The 17168-nt window shown below is 44.1% G+C and carries 16 protein-coding genes; 9 read left to right on the top strand and 7 right to left on the bottom strand.

The annotated features are described in order from the left end of the window. Nucleotides 1-17: 17 nt before the first annotated feature. On the bottom strand, nucleotides 18-404 hold the full coding sequence (locus ABMY42_RS14100; protein WP_009696545.1) for a DUF393 domain-containing protein: 387 nt from the start codon (nucleotides 402-404) through the stop codon (nucleotides 18-20). Between the two features lie 41 nt (nucleotides 405-445). Continuing rightward, the gene (locus tag ABMY42_RS14095) at nucleotides 446-1219 is read right to left on the bottom strand and encodes a DUF4344 domain-containing metallopeptidase (RefSeq protein ID WP_033006986.1); all 774 of its coding nucleotides are present in this window, start codon (nucleotides 1217-1219) and stop codon (nucleotides 446-448) included. A gap of 198 nt (nucleotides 1220-1417) precedes the next feature. Between ABMY42_RS14095 and ABMY42_RS14090 the strand changes: the two genes are divergently transcribed. Further along, nucleotides 1418-2050, top strand: a complete 633-nt coding sequence (locus ABMY42_RS14090; RefSeq protein ID WP_009696547.1) for a CatB-related O-acetyltransferase — start codon at nucleotides 1418-1420, stop codon at nucleotides 2048-2050. Nucleotides 2051-2610: 560 nt separating this feature from the next. After that, on the top strand, nucleotides 2611-3846 hold the full coding sequence (gene gltS / locus ABMY42_RS14085; protein ID WP_050935241.1) for a sodium/glutamate symporter: 1236 nt from the start codon (nucleotides 2611-2613) through the stop codon (nucleotides 3844-3846). 90 nt (nucleotides 3847-3936) lie between these two features. Here gltS (ABMY42_RS14085) and ABMY42_RS14080 read toward each other — a convergent pair whose 3' ends face one another. The 4 genes from ABMY42_RS14080 to ABMY42_RS14065 all read right to left on the bottom strand — a co-directional run bounded on the left by ABMY42_RS14080 (nucleotide 3937) and on the right by ABMY42_RS14065 (nucleotide 6714). Further along, nucleotides 3937-4455, bottom strand: coding sequence for an RNA methyltransferase (locus tag ABMY42_RS14080; RefSeq protein WP_005448887.1), 519 nt, complete (start codon nucleotides 4453-4455; stop codon nucleotides 3937-3939). A gap of 203 nt (nucleotides 4456-4658) precedes the next feature. After that, on the bottom strand, nucleotides 4659-5489 hold the full coding sequence (locus tag ABMY42_RS14075) for a hypothetical protein (RefSeq protein WP_069687910.1): 831 nt from the start codon (nucleotides 5487-5489) through the stop codon (nucleotides 4659-4661). Next, a complete protein-coding gene (locus ABMY42_RS14070) occupies nucleotides 5489-6346 on the bottom strand; it encodes an ABC transporter ATP-binding protein (RefSeq protein WP_069687909.1) in 858 nt (285 codons plus the stop codon). Before ABMY42_RS14070 ends, ABMY42_RS14075 begins: the two co-directional genes overlap by 1 nt. Then, on the bottom strand, nucleotides 6343-6714 hold the full coding sequence (locus ABMY42_RS14065) for a GntR family transcriptional regulator (RefSeq protein ID WP_050902345.1): 372 nt from the start codon (nucleotides 6712-6714) through the stop codon (nucleotides 6343-6345). The genes ABMY42_RS14070 and ABMY42_RS14065 overlap by 4 nt, the downstream gene beginning before the upstream one ends. A 447-nt stretch (nucleotides 6715-7161) precedes the next feature. On the opposite strand from ABMY42_RS14065, the gene gltS (ABMY42_RS14060) reads away from it, so the two are divergent. Together gltS (ABMY42_RS14060) and ABMY42_RS14055 are read left to right on the top strand one after the other, a co-directional pair. Then, the gene (gltS, locus tag ABMY42_RS14060) at nucleotides 7162-8388 is read left to right on the top strand and encodes a sodium/glutamate symporter (RefSeq protein WP_020195065.1); all 1227 of its coding nucleotides are present in this window, start codon (nucleotides 7162-7164) and stop codon (nucleotides 8386-8388) included. A 244-nt stretch (nucleotides 8389-8632) separates the two neighbouring features. Beyond that, nucleotides 8633-9388 carry a hypothetical protein gene (locus tag ABMY42_RS14055; RefSeq protein ID WP_349266452.1) on the top strand — a complete coding sequence of 252 codons (756 nt, stop codon included), beginning with the start codon at nucleotides 8633-8635 and terminating at the stop codon, nucleotides 9386-9388. A 51-nt stretch (nucleotides 9389-9439) separates the two neighbouring features. Here ABMY42_RS14055 and ABMY42_RS14050 read toward each other — a convergent pair whose 3' ends face one another. Next, complete coding sequence (locus tag ABMY42_RS14050) at nucleotides 9440-10216, bottom strand: hypothetical protein (protein ID WP_349266451.1); 777 nt, start codon at nucleotides 10214-10216, stop codon at nucleotides 9440-9442. Between the two features lie 659 nt (nucleotides 10217-10875). On the opposite strand from ABMY42_RS14050, the gene ABMY42_RS14045 reads away from it, so the two are divergent. The 5 genes from ABMY42_RS14045 (at nucleotide 10876) to ABMY42_RS14025 (ending at nucleotide 17154) form a co-directional block, all read left to right on the top strand. Next, complete coding sequence (locus tag ABMY42_RS14045) at nucleotides 10876-11568, top strand: AraC family transcriptional regulator (protein ID WP_349266450.1); 693 nt, start codon at nucleotides 10876-10878, stop codon at nucleotides 11566-11568. Nucleotides 11569-12172: 604 nt separating this feature from the next. Beyond that, on the top strand, nucleotides 12173-13618 hold the full coding sequence (locus ABMY42_RS14040; protein ID WP_349266449.1) for a TrkH family potassium uptake protein: 1446 nt from the start codon (nucleotides 12173-12175) through the stop codon (nucleotides 13616-13618). A gap of 63 nt (nucleotides 13619-13681) precedes the next feature. Continuing rightward, the gene (locus ABMY42_RS14035; RefSeq protein ID WP_349266448.1) at nucleotides 13682-14782 is read left to right on the top strand and encodes a hypothetical protein; all 1101 of its coding nucleotides are present in this window, start codon (nucleotides 13682-13684) and stop codon (nucleotides 14780-14782) included. 170 nt (nucleotides 14783-14952) lie between these two features. Beyond that, entirely contained in the window at nucleotides 14953-15786 is an 834-nt protein-coding gene (locus tag ABMY42_RS14030; protein ID WP_349266447.1) for an AraC family transcriptional regulator, read from the top strand. 459 nt (nucleotides 15787-16245) lie between these two features. Next, nucleotides 16246-17154: an urease accessory protein UreD gene (locus ABMY42_RS14025; protein ID WP_045455679.1), complete on the top strand. Its 909-nt coding sequence runs from the start codon at nucleotides 16246-16248 to the stop codon at nucleotides 17152-17154. Nucleotides 17155-17168 lie beyond the last annotated feature (14 nt).

Raw genomic sequence — 17168 nt, 5'->3', positions numbered from 1 at the left:
TTTAAGCGGGATCACAATTAACGTGAACACGAACCGTTATTGCAGCGAGAAGTGCCCGTTAGCCAGTAGGAGACGCGGTAGCGGTTTTTGGCAAATTTGAGGTAAAGCCAGTCCGCAACAGGTTTGATAATGCGCCAACGCAATGGTGCATACAACCAACCGCGACCGACCAATTGCCATGCACGATGAGTCACGTCCAACCCAAGCAGCAGCTCACCCTTATCGTTGAGGGCGTGCAAAATGGTGTTGGCTTGCTCCGGATCGATCTGCGGATAATCGGCGAACGCCTCGCTGTAGATATCGACGGTTTTAATCTGCTGTTTGGAATCGCGTTGTTTTAGCGCCTTCATCTCTTTGGCGCACAAGGGACAAGTGCCATCGTAAAATACGGTCAGTTTGGTCATGATTGAGCTCATTATTGGCGGTTCTTATCCCTTTTACGCGATTATTTTTCTTTTAGTTCATTGTCTTGCAAGTAATGCAGCCAATTATCACGGATGTTGCCGTAATTGAATTGGCAGAACTCTTTGCGATCGCGTAAGTAATCTTTTTCTACTTCATCCAACAAGGCTTTGTATTGCTCTGGATCGCTGCCGTAGACCAGACACAGGGTAGAGAAGTAACGTTGCAGATCGAAACTGTGCTCATCAATGTACTCGCCAAAATCGTAGTAGTCCGGTCTGTCGTCGGATTCGAATGCGAACATGTCCGCAGCACTGATCGCCACATCGGCACCGTCATCGACGTAATCAATCAACAAAATGGTAGCGAAGTTATCAACCGCATCTTCTTCCTTGCCTAGTACCGGAATGTTTTGATCGGCAATGTAAGCGTGTCCGGCTTCGTGCAATAGCGTGTGCAGCAAAGTATCGAGCGCGCCCGTTTTCGGTGATTTACCGTAACGTTCTTGGTATTTGTTGTTGGTGAAGTAGTTGAATGATTCCAGATAGAAGGTATAGGGAATATGGATGGTGTGGGTTTCTGGATCATAAAGCGGACCGTCTTCGCCACCGTAGGTCAGTGTTAGTGGGTTATCAAACGGGAAGTAATCATCAGAAAGCTGGACAAAGATGTCGTTCACTTCACTGCTTTCAATCACTTGCGCAGCAAAGCGATCGTCGGCAGTTTCCGCTGGGCGGTATTCGATTTTAATGTTTTCGCTCGCAGACGCTGTGGCAGCAAACAGCAGCAGAGAGGCAAAGGCAGAGTGACTTTTCATTTTCGGAATCTTGTTATTTGTTTGGTTTGCTTGAAAATTATACATGCTTTTTATAGTGTGCGCGCTGGAGGGTACATTCATGAATAATCCATTACTACTGCAACCCCGCATCCAATAGGCGTTGTTGACTGAGAACGCAGCAACAACGCCACGAGAAACCGTTCCGTGGCATACATTTACTCTATTGAGGCAACTGCCATGAAAAAACATTGGTCCAAATTTCAGTACCTGCACCAAGTGGTGCAAAACCAAAACATCCACATCAAAGGCACCCACAGTTATTACAGCGATTGTTGGGATAATGGCTTCGAAGATTCTGTCGTGCGTTATCTGCATGGCGATGAAGTCAGTAAAGCGTGGCAACCGAGGTGGGAAGTCGATCAGCTCTACATCGGTGATTACGTTTGTATCGCGGCTGAAGCGGTGATTTTGATGGGCGGCAACCATAATCACAGGACGGACTGGTTCTGTCTGTATCCGTTTCTTGATGACATTGAGCAATCTTACCAAGGCAAAGGCGATACCGTGATTGGTGACGCAGCTTGGATTGGCATGCGCGCGATGATCATGCCCGGCGTCACCATTGGGGAAGGCGCAGTGATTGCCGCAAACAGCGTCGTGACTAAAGATGTCCCACCTTACACCGTGGTGGCAGGATCTCCGGCAAAACCCGTTAAGCTTCGCTTTAAGCAAGACATCATTGATAAGCTGCTCGCCCTGCAAATCTACACGTGGGATGAAGCCAAGTTCGAGGCACTTCGCGCTTTCATCTGCAGTAATGATATTGAACAGTTGATCATTGCAGAAGCAAACTATGAAAGTGGCGAATAGCACTGAAATGAGGAAAATTTTCAGCGATATGTTATAATCTCGCTCCGTTGTAACGAGAACACTTGTTGCAAGCTTGAGAATTTCCCGGGATTCGGCTCGTTCCAAACACCATGAGTCAGAGTTTTTAACTACGATGGGATACAAGCAAACCCAGATGTTAGAGCGCCACCTCGGCGCTCTATTCGTTATGACGGGAAGGAACTTTGCTCGATAGTGATGATCACATTCTGTTTAAGTAAGGGAGCCCGATAGCGGTTCAGAAAGTGTCACTCGGACAATACTCACAACACGATATCCATCTCCTGCAAGCAGTCATTTCTGTTTGTCTATGAAGAGGATAAGAAGGAGCTTAACAGGCTCCTTTTACATTTTAGGGCTTGCGAATAGCGCGTAAATCAGAACATCGCTTAACGACCGTCCCTTAAACTAGCCTAAGGCGCATTTAACACAACCTTTTGAGTATTTTCGGAAAAATATAGCGAGAAAATTTGCTATTGAGCGAAGGTTAAACTAACACTCAATCATTACGGAGGATGAAGAGAACAATAATAAGAGGCGATATGAATCATTTAATATCTGTAGGTGCACTGGAGTCCTTTTTGGTTGCGATCAGTGTGCTTTTCCTGGGGCATTTCATTAATGCTAAGCTACCGATCTTAAAGAAATTCAACATACCTGAGCCGATTGTGGGAGGCTTAATCGTCGCCTGCATCATTACTGCTCTTCATTTTAACGGTATCGATCTGGAATTCGATTTACCGTTGCAGAACACATTTATGCTGATGTTCTTTGCTACTGTTGGTTTGGCAGCAAACTACACTCAGTTGATGAAAGGGGGCGCGAAGGTATTCATCTTCTTAGCAGTCGCGTCGTTCTACATCATCATACAAAACGGTGTCGGTGTCTCATTAGCGGCGGCATTAGGGTTAGATCCACTGATGGGGCTTATCGCGGGTTCGATTACTCTGTCAGGTGGTCACGGCACGGGGGCGGCGTGGTCACAAACTTTCCAAGACGTTTACGGTTTGAATAACGTATTGGAAATCGCGATGGCGTCAGCAACATTCGGTTTGATCATCGGTGGTATCATCGGTAGTCCGGTTGCGCAGCGTCTGGTCGAAAAGAACAACATCGAATCTGAGTATGGTCGTGGTGGTCGAGATGCCAAAACCCACGAGAAATTCCCGGAGTTGGTGACGTACAACGAGTACGAAGAAGACAAAGTAACCGCGAAAAAAGTGGTTGAGAAACTGTTCTTCCTATTGATCTGTGTAACAGGTGCTAAGTACGTAGAGCAATGGGTGAGCACTTACGACATTCAATGGCTGATGATTCCAGACTTCGTTTATGCGTTGTTCATTGGTGTGATCATCACTAACTTCTTGGAAGTGACCAAGATTCGTAAGTTGGATGCCGAAACGGTCGACATGTTAGGTACGGTATCACTGTCTCTATTCCTAGCGATGGCTCTGATGAGCTTGAAACTATGGAACATCTTTGACCTAGCGATCCCATTCTTGGTGATTCTAGGCGTGCAGTCAGTGATTCTGGCTATCTTCACCTACTACGTAACGTTCAAGGTGATGGGTAGCAACTACGATGCTGCGGTTATCGCAGGTGGTCACTGTGGTTTCGGTTTGGGTGCAACCCCAACGGCGGTAATGAACATGGGTTCAATCGTTAACCGCTTTGGTCCGTCACCACAAGCGTTCATGGTTGTGCCGATTGTTGGTGCCTTCTTCATCGACATCGTTAACTTGATCATTCTACAAGGCTACATCTCGTTCCTTGGCTAGATAGATTAAGACGCCAAATAAAACAAAAGGTCACAGTATTGCTGTGACCTTTTTTGTTTCTGGCGCTTGCCAACGACGAACTTCGTCTGTCTATACGCACGCTTTCATTTTCAAGCGGTTCTTGTTGTCGCGATTAGCAAGCACTTGCTGGTGGTCATCAATCGTCCCCAGTGTTTTCGCCATGCGATCGTAAAGCACAACGTTCACCGTCGCGGCTAGGTTCATACAACCGTGAGTCGGTACGTACACCACGTGATGCGCCTTATCGACCATCTCTTGCGGCAGTGAGCCGTCTTCTGGTCCAAACACATAAATCGCGTTCTCTGGGTGAGTGAAGTGCGGCAGCGCTGTTGCACCGACCACTAACTCAACACAAACGATTTCCACATCGTCGGCAACATTAGCGGTGAGGTCTTCCATCTCAACTAATTGAATGCGTTCTTGTGAGTTCTGGGTGTCGGTCTGGAATTTTACTGCTCGGCTGTAGCGTGTGCCGTTGTAACGAACTTGCGCAGCGTCGTAGCAGCCTGCGGCTCGTAATACAGCGCCAACGTTGGTTGGACTCTTTGGGTTGTACAGTCCAATAATGGCTGTTGGCTTGGTGGTCATGGTTGGTGTTCTGCTTTTCAAAAATTCTAGATAATAGCGCTGAGCGCATTAAGCGAGGGATTATGAACTTAACCACGCCGAAGCGCTATTGTTATAGGCTGATTATTTTTGCGTTGAAGCAAAGAGAATGAAGATTGATGGTGCTGAAAATGAAAAAGCGAGGACAGTACCTCGCTTTTGATGTGTGGTTTTGCTTGTGCTTGTTAGTTCACGGTGCGGCTGAACTTGATGCTAGCTGTCCAAGCAAGCACACCGATGAAAGCGTAAATCCCAACGTTCATCCAACCTGCATCTGGAATCGCGCTGAACGGGTTTGGCGCAAGAATCGCGTGCAGTGGTAGATAGAAAATTGCTGAGAAGAAATCATCCAGGCCATAGAAGTTGAACATCGCAATCGGCATCCAGCGCAGTGCGTAAATACCAATCAAGATGACCAACAAGGGGGAGTTCACTTTCTGTGAGATTGCCATTGCGGTTAGTGCGAGCGGCAATAGCAACACGCCAGCCACTACCATTCGAAGCAAGAATTCAACCCAGTTCAGCAGTACGAAGCCCAGTGATGCTTGTCGATACAATAACGCCAACTGGTGGTCCGTTGAGACATTCAACATCCACAGCATAAAGTCCGCAGCGAAAACCAATACCGAACACACTAACGGAATCACCAATAAACCAAACATCAGCTTCACCAGATGGGTTTTCACGTCACTGACAGGCATACTGCGCCAAAACATGATACTGCCCTCTGAGCGCTCTTTACGCAGCGTTCTTGGGAAGTATTGAGTGCCAAGCAGGATAGACAATAAACCAATGCCACCTGTGATCAGCATGTTGACGTCATCGCCGAGCTCTTTGTGGATGTCACTGACATCACCGCCAAAGCTCATTTGGAAGAACATATTGTGTTGCAGTGTCGAGCTACTCATCAAGCTGACAAACAGCAGCACACCACAGGCAAACATAAATAACGGCACGCGTGTAACCAATGGGTTCTCTAGCCATTCTTTACGCAACATCGCGACAATCGATTTCATTATGCTGCCTCCTTCTGCAATGCCAAGAACAGATCCGCAAGCTTGACGCCATACACATCACCCAGCCCAGCGACTTGCTCTGCGTATTGGGACGACAGCAACCATTTAGTCGTGCCTAAGCCTTTTTGCGATGACAGTGGTTTCAGCGCTTCGATTTGTGCGCGATGCTCATCACTGGCATCGAGAATGAAGTAATCTTCGCTGATGCTGTCCATTGAGGTTTGCAGAACAGGTCGACCGTGTTTAAGGATCAGCACGTCCGTCAGTAGGTGTTCGATTTCCGATACTTCATGGCTCGCTATGATCAGCACACGCTCGTCATCGTGGAACCATTCCAGCAAATGACGGTAGAAGGTATCGCGATAAACCAAATCCAAACCAAGCGTTGGCTCGTCCAGAATCAGAATCTGCGTATTGGTCGCGATGACGACAGCCAAGTGCAATTGCACCTTCATGCCTTTCGATAGGGATTTGATACGTGCGCGCGGCTTGATGTCGGTTTGACGAAGCATGGCATCGGCTTTGCTGCGATTGAAACCTGGGTGTACGCCCTCGGTGTAATCGAGCAGCTGAGCAACGGTCATCCAGTTTGGCAGAACGTTCACATCCGAGATGTAAGACAAGCTCTGCATGATTTTGTCGCGTTGCATGATTGGCTCAAAGCCGTTGATGCGAATGGTGCCCTGACATTCGTGTGCACCGAGTAGGGCGTTAATGAGAGTCGATTTACCCGCACCGTTATGACCTAACAAGCCAAGCACTTGGCCTGCTTGTAGATCAAAGCTCACGTCATGCAGCGCTTCACCCTGCTGACGATATTGCTTGGAGACGTGTTTTACACTGACTAATGCGCTCATTGGTCACCTTCAATATGTGTTTGGATTTGTTGGATAAATTCATCAAGAGACATATCCAGACGTTGTAGTGTGTCGGCGATCTGCGGAATTTGTTGTTCAAGGAAACGGGCTTTTTCATCAGCAAGCAGCTGTTTTTTTGCACCTTGGGCGACAAACATGCCTTGCCCACGTTTCTTCTCAACCAATCCTTCATCAACCAATAACTGATAGCCCTTCATGACCGTCAGGTGGTTGATCTTCATGTCCGTAGAGACACTGCGTACCGAAGGCAAAGCTTCGCCCTCTTGCCAGATGCCTTGCAATATTTGCTGGGTGATCTGGTCAGCCAACTGACGGAAAATCGGTTGGCGATCATGCCAATGCGTCATGATTGGTTTCCTTGGCTGAGTTGGTGTTATATATATGTATAACACCTTGGCGATGGGATAGAAAGCGCCAATCTTCTTGCGCTGTTTTCTTAATCACTTTTGCCGATGAAATTTCGCTAAAGTTTGCATCAGAGTTTCACGCAAAATTTGCACGCAATCGCATACGTTTTTGCCTTCAAAAACTGGTAAAAAATTGTTCACTTCTCATAAGTTGAGAAGCGCCAAAAAAACGAGAAAATTGCGCCACAAAACTTGGTGAAAAAGTGTGTTTTTTCATTGAGTGAGAATTGGGTGAATATCCGAGTTATTGCTTTCTTATTTAATGAGAATTTAGTGGGTTTGGACCCTAGAAAACCACACGTTCAGTAGGCACTCTGACCTGCCTAAATACCGCTCAACCTGCGAGTTGTTACTCAAAGGATGAGAAAAAGGAGGCAAAGAGGTTTTATGAATCAGGTTATTTCTGTCGGTCCACAAGAGTCGTTTCTCGTCGCTATTTGTGTGTTGTTCTTGGGACAATTCGTTAACGCTAAATTACCGATCTTAAAGAAATTCAATATTCCCGAGCCAATCGTGGGTGGTTTGATTGTCGCGTGTGCGATCACCGCGATGCACTTCAATGGCGTGGATTTAGTTTTCGATTTACCGCTGCAAAACACTTTCATGTTGATGTTCTTCGCCACTGTTGGTTTGGCTGCGAACTACACCCAATTGATTAAAGGCGGCGCTAAGGTGTTTATCTTCTTAGCTGTGGCATCGGTGTACATTCTTATCCAAAATGCTGTCGGTGTCTCTTTGGCAACGGCGCTCGGCTTAGACCCGCTAATGGGCTTGATTGCCGGCTCGATTACGTTGTCGGGCGGTCACGGTACGGGCGCAGCATGGTCGCAAACCTTCCAAGACATGTATGGCTTACACAACGTACTAGAAGTGGCGATGGCATCCGCTACCTTTGGATTGGTGATTGGTGGCATCATCGGTAGCCCAGTAGCGCAGCGCTTAATCGATAAACGTAACCTTGAATCTGAATACGGACGCACCAACCAGACTCACGAACGTTTCCCTGAATTGGTGACCTATAACGAGCACGAAGAAGACCGCGTAACCGCGAAAAAAGTGGTCGAGAGCTTGTCGATCATCTTGCTGTGTGTCACAGGTGCTGGCTACTTAGAAGGTTGGGTGAGCAGCTTTGGCATCAAATGGTTGATGATTCCGGACTTTGTTTACGCGCTGTTTATCGGTGTGGTGATCACCAACATTATGGAAGTAACCAAAGTACGCAAAGTGGATGTTGAGACGGTCGATATTCTTGGTACGGTTTCGCTGTCTCTTTTCCTAGCGATGGCGCTAATGAGTCTAAAACTATGGAACATCTTCGACTTAGCAATCCCGTTCCTCATCATTCTTGCAGTGCAATCGGTGATTCTGGCGGTTTTCGCTTACTACGTGACATTCCGTGTGATGGGCAGCAACTACGATGCAGCAGTCATCGCAAGTGGTCACTGTGGCTTTGGTCTGGGCGCAACGCCAACAGCAGTCATGAACATGGGCTCTATCGTTAACCGCTTCGGTCCATCACCACAAGCCTTCATGGTGGTGCCTATTGTTGGCGCGTTCTTTATCGACATCGTCAACCTAGTGATTCTGCAGGGCTGTATTTCTTTTATTAAGTAACCTGCCTCGTTCCACAAAACAAAAGCCAGTCCTGCGAGACTGGCTTTTTTGATCTGACGTACTTCTTCTCCTGAATGAGTTACGGCGCAGGGCTTCTCTCCTTTAGATTCTCAAGCAAGTTACAGTGAAAAACCGTCAACTTCCGGTATGAGACCCAAATAAAAAACCAACGTGCTAGGGTGCAGAGTCACCATTAAGTTTGTTTGTTAAGGATATCAACCTCTTGTAGGTCTTTAGGAGATTTATGGGCCTCTTAAAACGCATTCTGGGACATTCGTGCGAGAACACGCACTATCAAGTCAACCGTGTCCAATCACACTATGTTTCTATACCTTGTGAAGCCTATTGTAAAACGACGGATGCCTGTCTGATTCACCTCTACAGGGATAAACATCAACGTTTGGCAGATCGCTTCATCAACCGCTCTACTTTTTATTACTCGGATAACGAAGATCCCAATGAACTTGTGACTTTATTGGACCTTGCTTGGCGTGGTTTATGCCCGAAGGCTAAAGTGCCAGCGGTGAGAAAGGCCATCTATGAAAAGCAACAGGAAGTACTTGAGAGTCTTCAAGGCATGGACAGCTACATCTTGCTGGTCGGTTCATGGTTGGGTGTGGAAGTCAGTAATTTCAAACGCAATGTGCAAACCAAGCATCAAGAAATGATAGAAGATTGCTTGTTGATATTTGGCGAGGAAGCGGAGGCGTTCCCTATTACGGAGGAATATGGCAGTGAGCTGTATTTTTATAAGTACCAACTGCTGCTGGATATCACGATTAGGGCAAATGAACTTAACGTAAAAAACGTCGTTGCTCGGTGCACTTTCCGCTGGTTTGACGCGATATTAGCGGGCATTTTTCTCGGTAGCATGGAGCAAGAGGTGATTGAAGAAATCTATGATATGCACAATTACCATCAGAACGTGCTTAATCAGATTTTTGAGCTGGCGGGAATCGGTTCTCTAGAGCAGTTTCTTTTAAACGTAAAGCCGGCGTAGATGTATGACAAGCGTATCAACCGAAGGTGGGGTGATACGCTTTCACAAGTTCTAGCCTTTTCGATGCAATTTCTCATAGGTTGCAAAGCTAAAAGCGCAAGCTGAGGAGATCAGATCTTGCTTGATGATGGTGACGGCATTTGCATCACTATTGGCGTAGTGTTTAGTAAAGTGAACTTCTAGCGTACCCTTGTCTCGATACCCACTCATTACCGGTTTTATCGATATCTCCTGGTTGAGTCCTTCTGCTTCGTTGGGCTCGCCTAAGCTGAGCACTTTCCCCACATATAACCTTCTATCCGATAGCGTCAGCATGACCATTTTGTCCCCTTTTTCTAACGCAGATTTAAAGAGAAAGTCATCCAGTGAGCTGTCGGAAAAGACTCTCGCATTCAGTCGCTCTTTTGGGCTTAACGTCATGTAGCGAAGGCAATATTTGATGTATGCAAGCAGAGACCAAAATACAGGCACAAGCAACATCGAAAACGTAATCATGGTTACCCAGGTGAGATTGATAACCTCTTGATTGGTAAAGGCATCAAGTTCATAGAGTAGGTTCGATGTAAACTCATAAGGTGTCTGTGCCAACAATGCGTCAGGTAACCATTTTATCGGAGCGACATGTGTGATGGCTGCGAAAAAATACGCGTAGCGATTAATGATCAAGACTAAGCCTAAGGCGATAAACAAACATATCATGCCTAGGTTTGCGCTTTTTAAGTACAGGTACTGCCCTTCATAGCGGTGCACCTTGTATCGATAGAACGGATGGATATGACAAACCAAAAAACCACTTACCAAGATTGGTAAGATTAGCAACAAAAACAACTATTTCTCCTCAACCAGTAACCGAGCTCTTTCATAAATATTGTTCGTCATTAGGTCTTGATGAACCTCTTTGGCAGATATAAACACGGTCCCTCTGCCAACGACTTTTAGTGATGTGTAAGAATGATTGATCTTTCTTGAAAGGTGTCGTTCTTCTTTCGTTCCCCAAAGACCGAAAGTAAAAAATCGAATAATTCGCTCCATACTTCCTTCGAAAATAGTGGTATATCTCAGGTGATTTAAAAAATACAAACAGAAACCTAGATAGTGTATCAACCTAGCTGTGTTATATCGAATGAGAGAATAATTAAATGGTTGTTACTATGAGGTGTTTAATAACAAGAGCAGGATTTTCTGTCTGTTTTCTATAATAAACAGCCGCTTATCATGTTAACTGTATTTTTTTACCAGAAAATACACCAATAAATACGAAATGTAGAAATACCATCATATTATTTTGAAAATATCTCATTGATTATGGCTCATGATGTTTTCAGTGGGAGGAGTGATACTCTCAGAAAAAAGCATCAGGTTACTCGCATATGTTTTTCCATCAAGTTCAATCAAAGAAAGTCACATTGAAGCCCTACCGTTCGAAAAGGAGCTTACTCGTTCGGATCTCCAATTACCAAGGGTTCATCGCCATCAATGGAAACGAAGTGTCATTGTTTAACAATAGCTTATTGGTTATCCCGGAAGGGGCGATGGTTGAGTGCGATCTGCTTAGGCTGGGGGATGAGAGCTCATTTGAGGTCGTGACTCTCAATAAGACTGACATCAAAAAGATGAAGGTGAAGCTCGAAAAGCTTAATGACCTCATCTTAAACAAAAACAAGAATGAGTCATTTATTCTGTATAAGAGTAAAGAGCTGTGCGAAATTTTTTACTCAAATAGACAACTTAATAATTGCCAAAAGCTGAAAAGCATTAAAAATATCGCATTGAAGCAGAGTATCTTTCACTTGGTATTACTGCTGTATAAAAAAGGTGTGGATGTCAGCATATTGTTTAACAGTGATTATCACATATCGTTGTCTTCTCGTTTAGCTAAGCTGTTTATGTCTGAACCAACGAAGAAGTGGACGTTAGACTTGGCGGCGAGTTGTATGTTTACCAGCCCTTCTACGTTACGGAGAAACCTCTCTAAGGAAGGGGGAGCCTTCTCGCACATTCTCAATGATGTAAGGTTAGGTATCTCCATCAACTACTTAACGTTCACGTCATACAATGTTTTAAAAATCAGTGAGCTCAGTGGTTTCAATAGCTCGGCGTACTTTTGTACGATCTTTAAGAAGAAGTATGGTGTGACGCCTCAGGAGTTCAGGAAAAACTCCAAAGAAAACAATGTTTAATGGCGATGGTTATATAGCGGCTCAGCGTTAGTTTGAGAACTGAGACCTAAAAAAGTAGATGGCATGGGTTAGTAAATCTTTATCCATGGAAGATAGAGTATCGTCATTTTTCTTGAGCAGAATGTCGAGTGAATTGATGAGTCCATTGCTCATGATGGAGCTTAATGGCAAACAAAACTTCGAGAGATATAAATCAGTGGTGGTTTTGTATAACTTGACATAAACCGTTGTTAAACATGATGTAATTTGAATTTTTTCACTGCAATTGCTCAAGTGGGATGAAAAGTCTGTGTTTATATAGCAGTTACTCGACATCGAATAACTAGGTAATAGAGGGATCTTTTTAGGTAGAAACATAAAATTATAAGTATTAAGTCAGATTGTTTTTAATCAGTTGCTTATCTCAATGTAACGAAACGATAAGAATAAGTCATTGCGCGATCTGCCTATTGTGTTTTGATGTTTCTTCTTAAGAAATATCATTATTTATATTTTTGCTCATATTATATCTGTCATTGATTAAACCTTATATATCAATTGAATTTGATTGGGAAAATTGAATAAATAATAAAGTTGTTGGTAATAATAAATGAACTGATTTTCAATGATTAGCTATAAACCAGTGTTTCTCGTTTTGGGATTCCTGTTATCTAAACTCGCATTATTTATGTATATCCCTTTTTTGATGGCTGTAGTGACAGGGACTCAAGGGGCGTTAGATTTTGGTTTATCAGCAATCATTACCCATGTAGGGGGATTAGTGTGCGTGGCGATTGGCGGAAAGACGTCACTCGCTCTCAAGGTAAAAGATGCGTTTTTGATCACCACACTAGTCTGGGTTCTAGGCAGCGCGTTTGCGTCACTTCCCTTTGTATTCATCAATGAAATCAGCTTCACTAACGCTTATTTTGAAACCATGTCTGGTATCACCACGACTGGGTCTACGGTTCTTGCTGGTCTTGATGACATGGCACCCAGCATATTGCTTTGGCGTTCGCTGCTTCAGTGGTTTGGTGGCGTAGGGTTCATCGTGATGGCTATCGCTATTCTACCCATGATCAATGTTGGTGGAATGCGACTTTTCCAAACCGAATCCTCTGATTGGTCAACAAAAAGTGCACCTCGAATGAAGAGTGTTGCCAAGAGTATTCTGTCTGTTTATCTGCTGCTGACTTTTCTTTGTGTGATGAGCTACTTGCTATCTGGCATGACTATATTTGACGCAATCAACCACGCACTGACCACAGTCTCTACGGGAGGGTACTCAACGACCGATGCTTCCATGAATGGTTTCTCGTCAATGGCTCATTGGGTGGCGATCATCTTTATGTTTGCGGGTGGTATGCCATTCATTCAGTTTGTGGCAGCAATCAACCAAAAGAGTCTGTCGTGTTTAGTGAAAGACGCGCAAATCAGAGCTTATTTTAAGTTGGTGGTTGCGTTGAGTTTGGTTGTTGCTTGCTGGTTGGCATTGAAGCTCGATTATCCGTTTATCGACGCGATTCGTATTGCGACCTTTAATATCGTTACGGTGATGACCACCACGGGTTTTGCATTGGACGATTTCTCCAGTTGGGGGAGTTTACCAACCATTTTGTTTTGCTTCATTCTGTTGATGGGTGCGTGCTCTGGCTCAACGTCTGGGGGCTTCAAAATCTTCCGAATTCAGATAGCGACCTCACTCCTTAAAAAGCAGGTTTTCCAACTGGTACACCCTTCTGGCGTCTTTACCTTGCGTTACAACAAAGCACGTTTGTCAGACAGTATTGTGCAAGGTGTAACGGCATTCGCTTTTGTTTATGCATTAACCATTATTTTTATCGCAATGTTATTGGCAATCATAGGCTTAGACCCTGTCACTAGCTTGTCCGGTGCCATTACTTCGGTGGCGAATGTCGGTCCTGGTCTCGGTTCTATTATTGGTCCTACTGGCAACTTCTCTACACTGCCAGACGCAGCAAAGTGGATTTTGAGCCTCGGAATGCTGATGGGACGCTTAGAGATCCTCACTATCGTGGTCGTTTTGTCTCCTTGTTTCTGGCGTATTTAACCTCGCCGATTTTTCCAACGCTCACTAGTGAGCTCTTCAGGTTTTTATTTTTAAATGACGATTATGAAATTGGTATTTTTTGCGAAAGAGATTCATCACTTTATCTTGCGTGTTCATGCTGTGGATGGGAGAAAAAAGAAAGAAATTAGAACGTTAAGGCAAGGCTTATGTCGCACCCTACAGTTTGAAGGCGCGGGGTTTGAGCTCTATTCCTTGTTAGAACCAACACATGATATCTCCAAGGCTCAAGTGATACGTCTGGCTAAAGATAAACTGAAAATCTTGGTCCGAAAATTCAAAAAGGAATTTGAGGAAAAAGAAAACGACACCCTTGATGCTTTAGAGAACCAAATCATTGATTATTTGTTTAACTCTGAGCAAAAGGTGAACCTAAAAGAGCTCTCTCAAAACCTCTATATCAAGGGTGTTTATGACCAAGAGATACTCGTCACCACCATGAGTCGGTTGGTAAAAAGTAACAAGGTGAATGTAACCCACACGGCTCTGGGCAGTATGTATTACATTAATTATCGCAATAACTGGGTCTACGATGGTGACAACCAATCCTACATCCAATGTAAATGTCATTATCACTGTGCAACCTGCGAGCTGAACTTGGATTGTGCCTATCAGCCAAAACACAAAATCGTGCGTGAATTCTATAAGTTGATTGATGTTGGTTTGGCTGTCGCTACGGGCAAGTTGGAGAAAGAGAGTGATAGCTTGCTTGGTGACACCATTCGCTTCTACTCGAGTATAAAAACACCGTGCGAGACAAGAATATCGGAAGGTGTGGATTACACCGTGATCAACTCAACGGATGAGCAGTTCGTTGTCATTGATAACTTGGGTGAGCCATACAGTGTGTTATTGGAAGAGTTAAATTGGTTTCGTATGGATTTGGGTAATCAATGTAAGAGCAAGCAAGAGAAGGTCGCCGTCAAAAGGCGGTTTATCAGCAACTACGAGTCAAAGCGGAAGACCAGAGATTGCATTGTTCAGTGCTTGTCGTCCATCGGCGACACTTCAGTATCGGTCGATACGTTAATGATAAAGCTAGGGTTGTTAAGACTGCCTATTGAAAAAGCGCTCACTCTGCTTGAACAAGAAGGGGTGGTCAAAAGCCTAACTGAGGCTAACACCAAGAAGTACTTGTTATGCTAGTTGAGTTTCTTGCTTTTACTGCGACCAGTTTTCTATAAGGGTAGGGGAGCGATTTAGATTTGAAGTCATATAACTTCATTTATGGATTGATTATCTATACATGTCGCACAAAGAATCGACTATCTTGCTAGTATGCTTGACAGTATATAGATGTTAATTATTTGATAGCAATGTTTTTTCATAATATTAATGCCAGCAATGTTAGGCTACACAATTACAGAACTAAAAAGACGATATTTGCCAGAGTCTCAGGTTATCAAGGAGACATTAGTATTAATGGTTCTCCCGTTCAGGAGTTTAACAATAGCTTAATTATCATTCCAAAAAACTCATTTGTTCACGTTAATATATCAAAATTAACTGAACAGTCTGAATTAGACTTTATTAGCTTAAATGATTTTGATATTGGCTTTATTAAGCAAGACCTTTATGAGTTAAACAAGTTTATCTTTGATAAGAGAAATCGAAAGTTGTGTCGTTCGAGTGATGGCGGAAATTTCTTAAAAGCTCATAACAAAGATTTTTGTGATGTCTTTTTAATGAATCGGGTCGTTGATGGGCATCGTTGTATGGGGCGGTTGAATAAAGCGCTGCTTAGACAGAGTGTGGTTGAACTTCTGATTCACCTACACCTGGAAAACAAAGACATCAATATCGTCTTAAACATGAAAAGTGACCTGTCGGTTTCTGAGAGGTTGTCCAATCTGCTTATGCGTGAACCGAGGAAGCATTGGACGCTTGAGGCGGCGGCTTTGTCTATGGCTACCAGCATTTCTACCTTGAGGAGAGGATTATCAGCAGAGCAGAAGTCTTTCTCTTGCATCCTCAACGAGGTGAGGCTCAATGTCGCGATTCGGTATCTGAAGTTCAGTAACTTCAGCATATTGAAGATAAGCAACCTGAGTGGATTTAAGAGCTCTGCCTATTTCTGCACTGTGTTTAAAAAAAATAAGCAGACCACCCCTCAACAGTTCAGAAGCCGCTTCAGAAAATCCATTGTTTAAGTTTGTCGGTTTCCGGTAATTCACTCTTATCTCATCGTTTAGCAATGATAGAAATTGTGAGTAAATTCACTGTTTATATTTCTTATTTAGTAACGCAGAAATAGTTTTAAACATTCCATTAATAATGAAGTGATGCTGACATTTATATTGTAATCTTTTGGGCAAAATGTCTAATTTAGACTCCGCTTGATTCCTGTATATTGTGTCCATTCGTTACAGCATCGATATAGAAATCCATGTAATTGTGTAAGTTTATTAATAGTGACGCTATAGGTGAAATTAAAGAAGATAATTATTAAGTATCTCTTTTTCACTAGGCGTCATTTATTACTCGTGATTTCTATTCCTATTCAGCGTTATTCGTTGAAGTTTGACCTATTTCACTCGTTACCAATGAAACGGTAATAAGCATTTTAATCCTAATTTTTTATTTAAAGGTAGGTAGAAAGGTATGTTCATATGACAGATTTCCAAACGACAACGACTGACAAAACCAATACACCTCGTGTTGAACAAGGTTTTGGTCTCAATCGTCAGTGGTTAGCGTCTTTGACATTAAAATTTGGTGCGCATGCTGAAGGTAATTCCAGTGTCACACGATTAAATACCCTACGACACTTTGGACCCTTGATCGTCCAAAGACCTTTCTATCCTGAGGGTAAAGACGGCTGTTGCCATGTCTACATTCTGCACCCGCCTGGTGGTTTGGTGAGTGGTGACGAGCTGAACTTCAACATTGGTGTACAAAGTGACGCTCACGCTTTAGTGACAACCCCCGCCGCAAACAAGCTATACAAAGCCGACCGCAACTTGGTGCCGTGGAAACAACACACCAACTTGGATGTTGAGGATAACGCCATTTTAGAGTGGCTTCCTCAAGAGTCGATTGCTTTTGATGGTTCTATTGGTGACCAAACTTGCACGATCAACTTGGGTACAAATGCCAAGTGTCTTGGCTGGGAAATTACCGTTCTTGGGCGACCTGCCAGTGAGCTGCCATTCGAAAGTGGGTGCATCACTCAACAATTTAACCTCTACCAAAATGGCAAACCGCTGTGGCTTGAAAGACAAACGGTCGACCCGACTCATCCGCGTTTTACTGGTAAGTGGGGACAAGGTGGTTCAACGGTTCACGCCAATATGTGGGCGGTGGGACTAGACGACCCAAAACAAGCCATCTTAGCACTTCGAGAGCACATGCCAGCATCCGATCGCTGGGCGGTGAGTGAGCGACGCGGCGTGTTGGTCATTCGCTATCTCGGTACCGAAAGAAACGAAGTTTGGGACTTATTCCAACAAGCGAGAGAAGTATTGCGTCCACTGCTCATTGGCATGGAACCGGTGATACCAAGAATCTGGCTGACTTAATCAAACTCGAATTA

The sequence above is a fragment of the Vibrio sp. SSH13-20 genome, from assembly GCF_040104475.1.
Taxonomy (GTDB): domain Bacteria; phylum Pseudomonadota; class Gammaproteobacteria; order Enterobacterales; family Vibrionaceae; genus Vibrio; species Vibrio harveyi.
The sequence above is the reverse complement of the archived record's forward strand: the minus strand, read 5'-3'. Positions and strand labels throughout refer to the sequence as shown.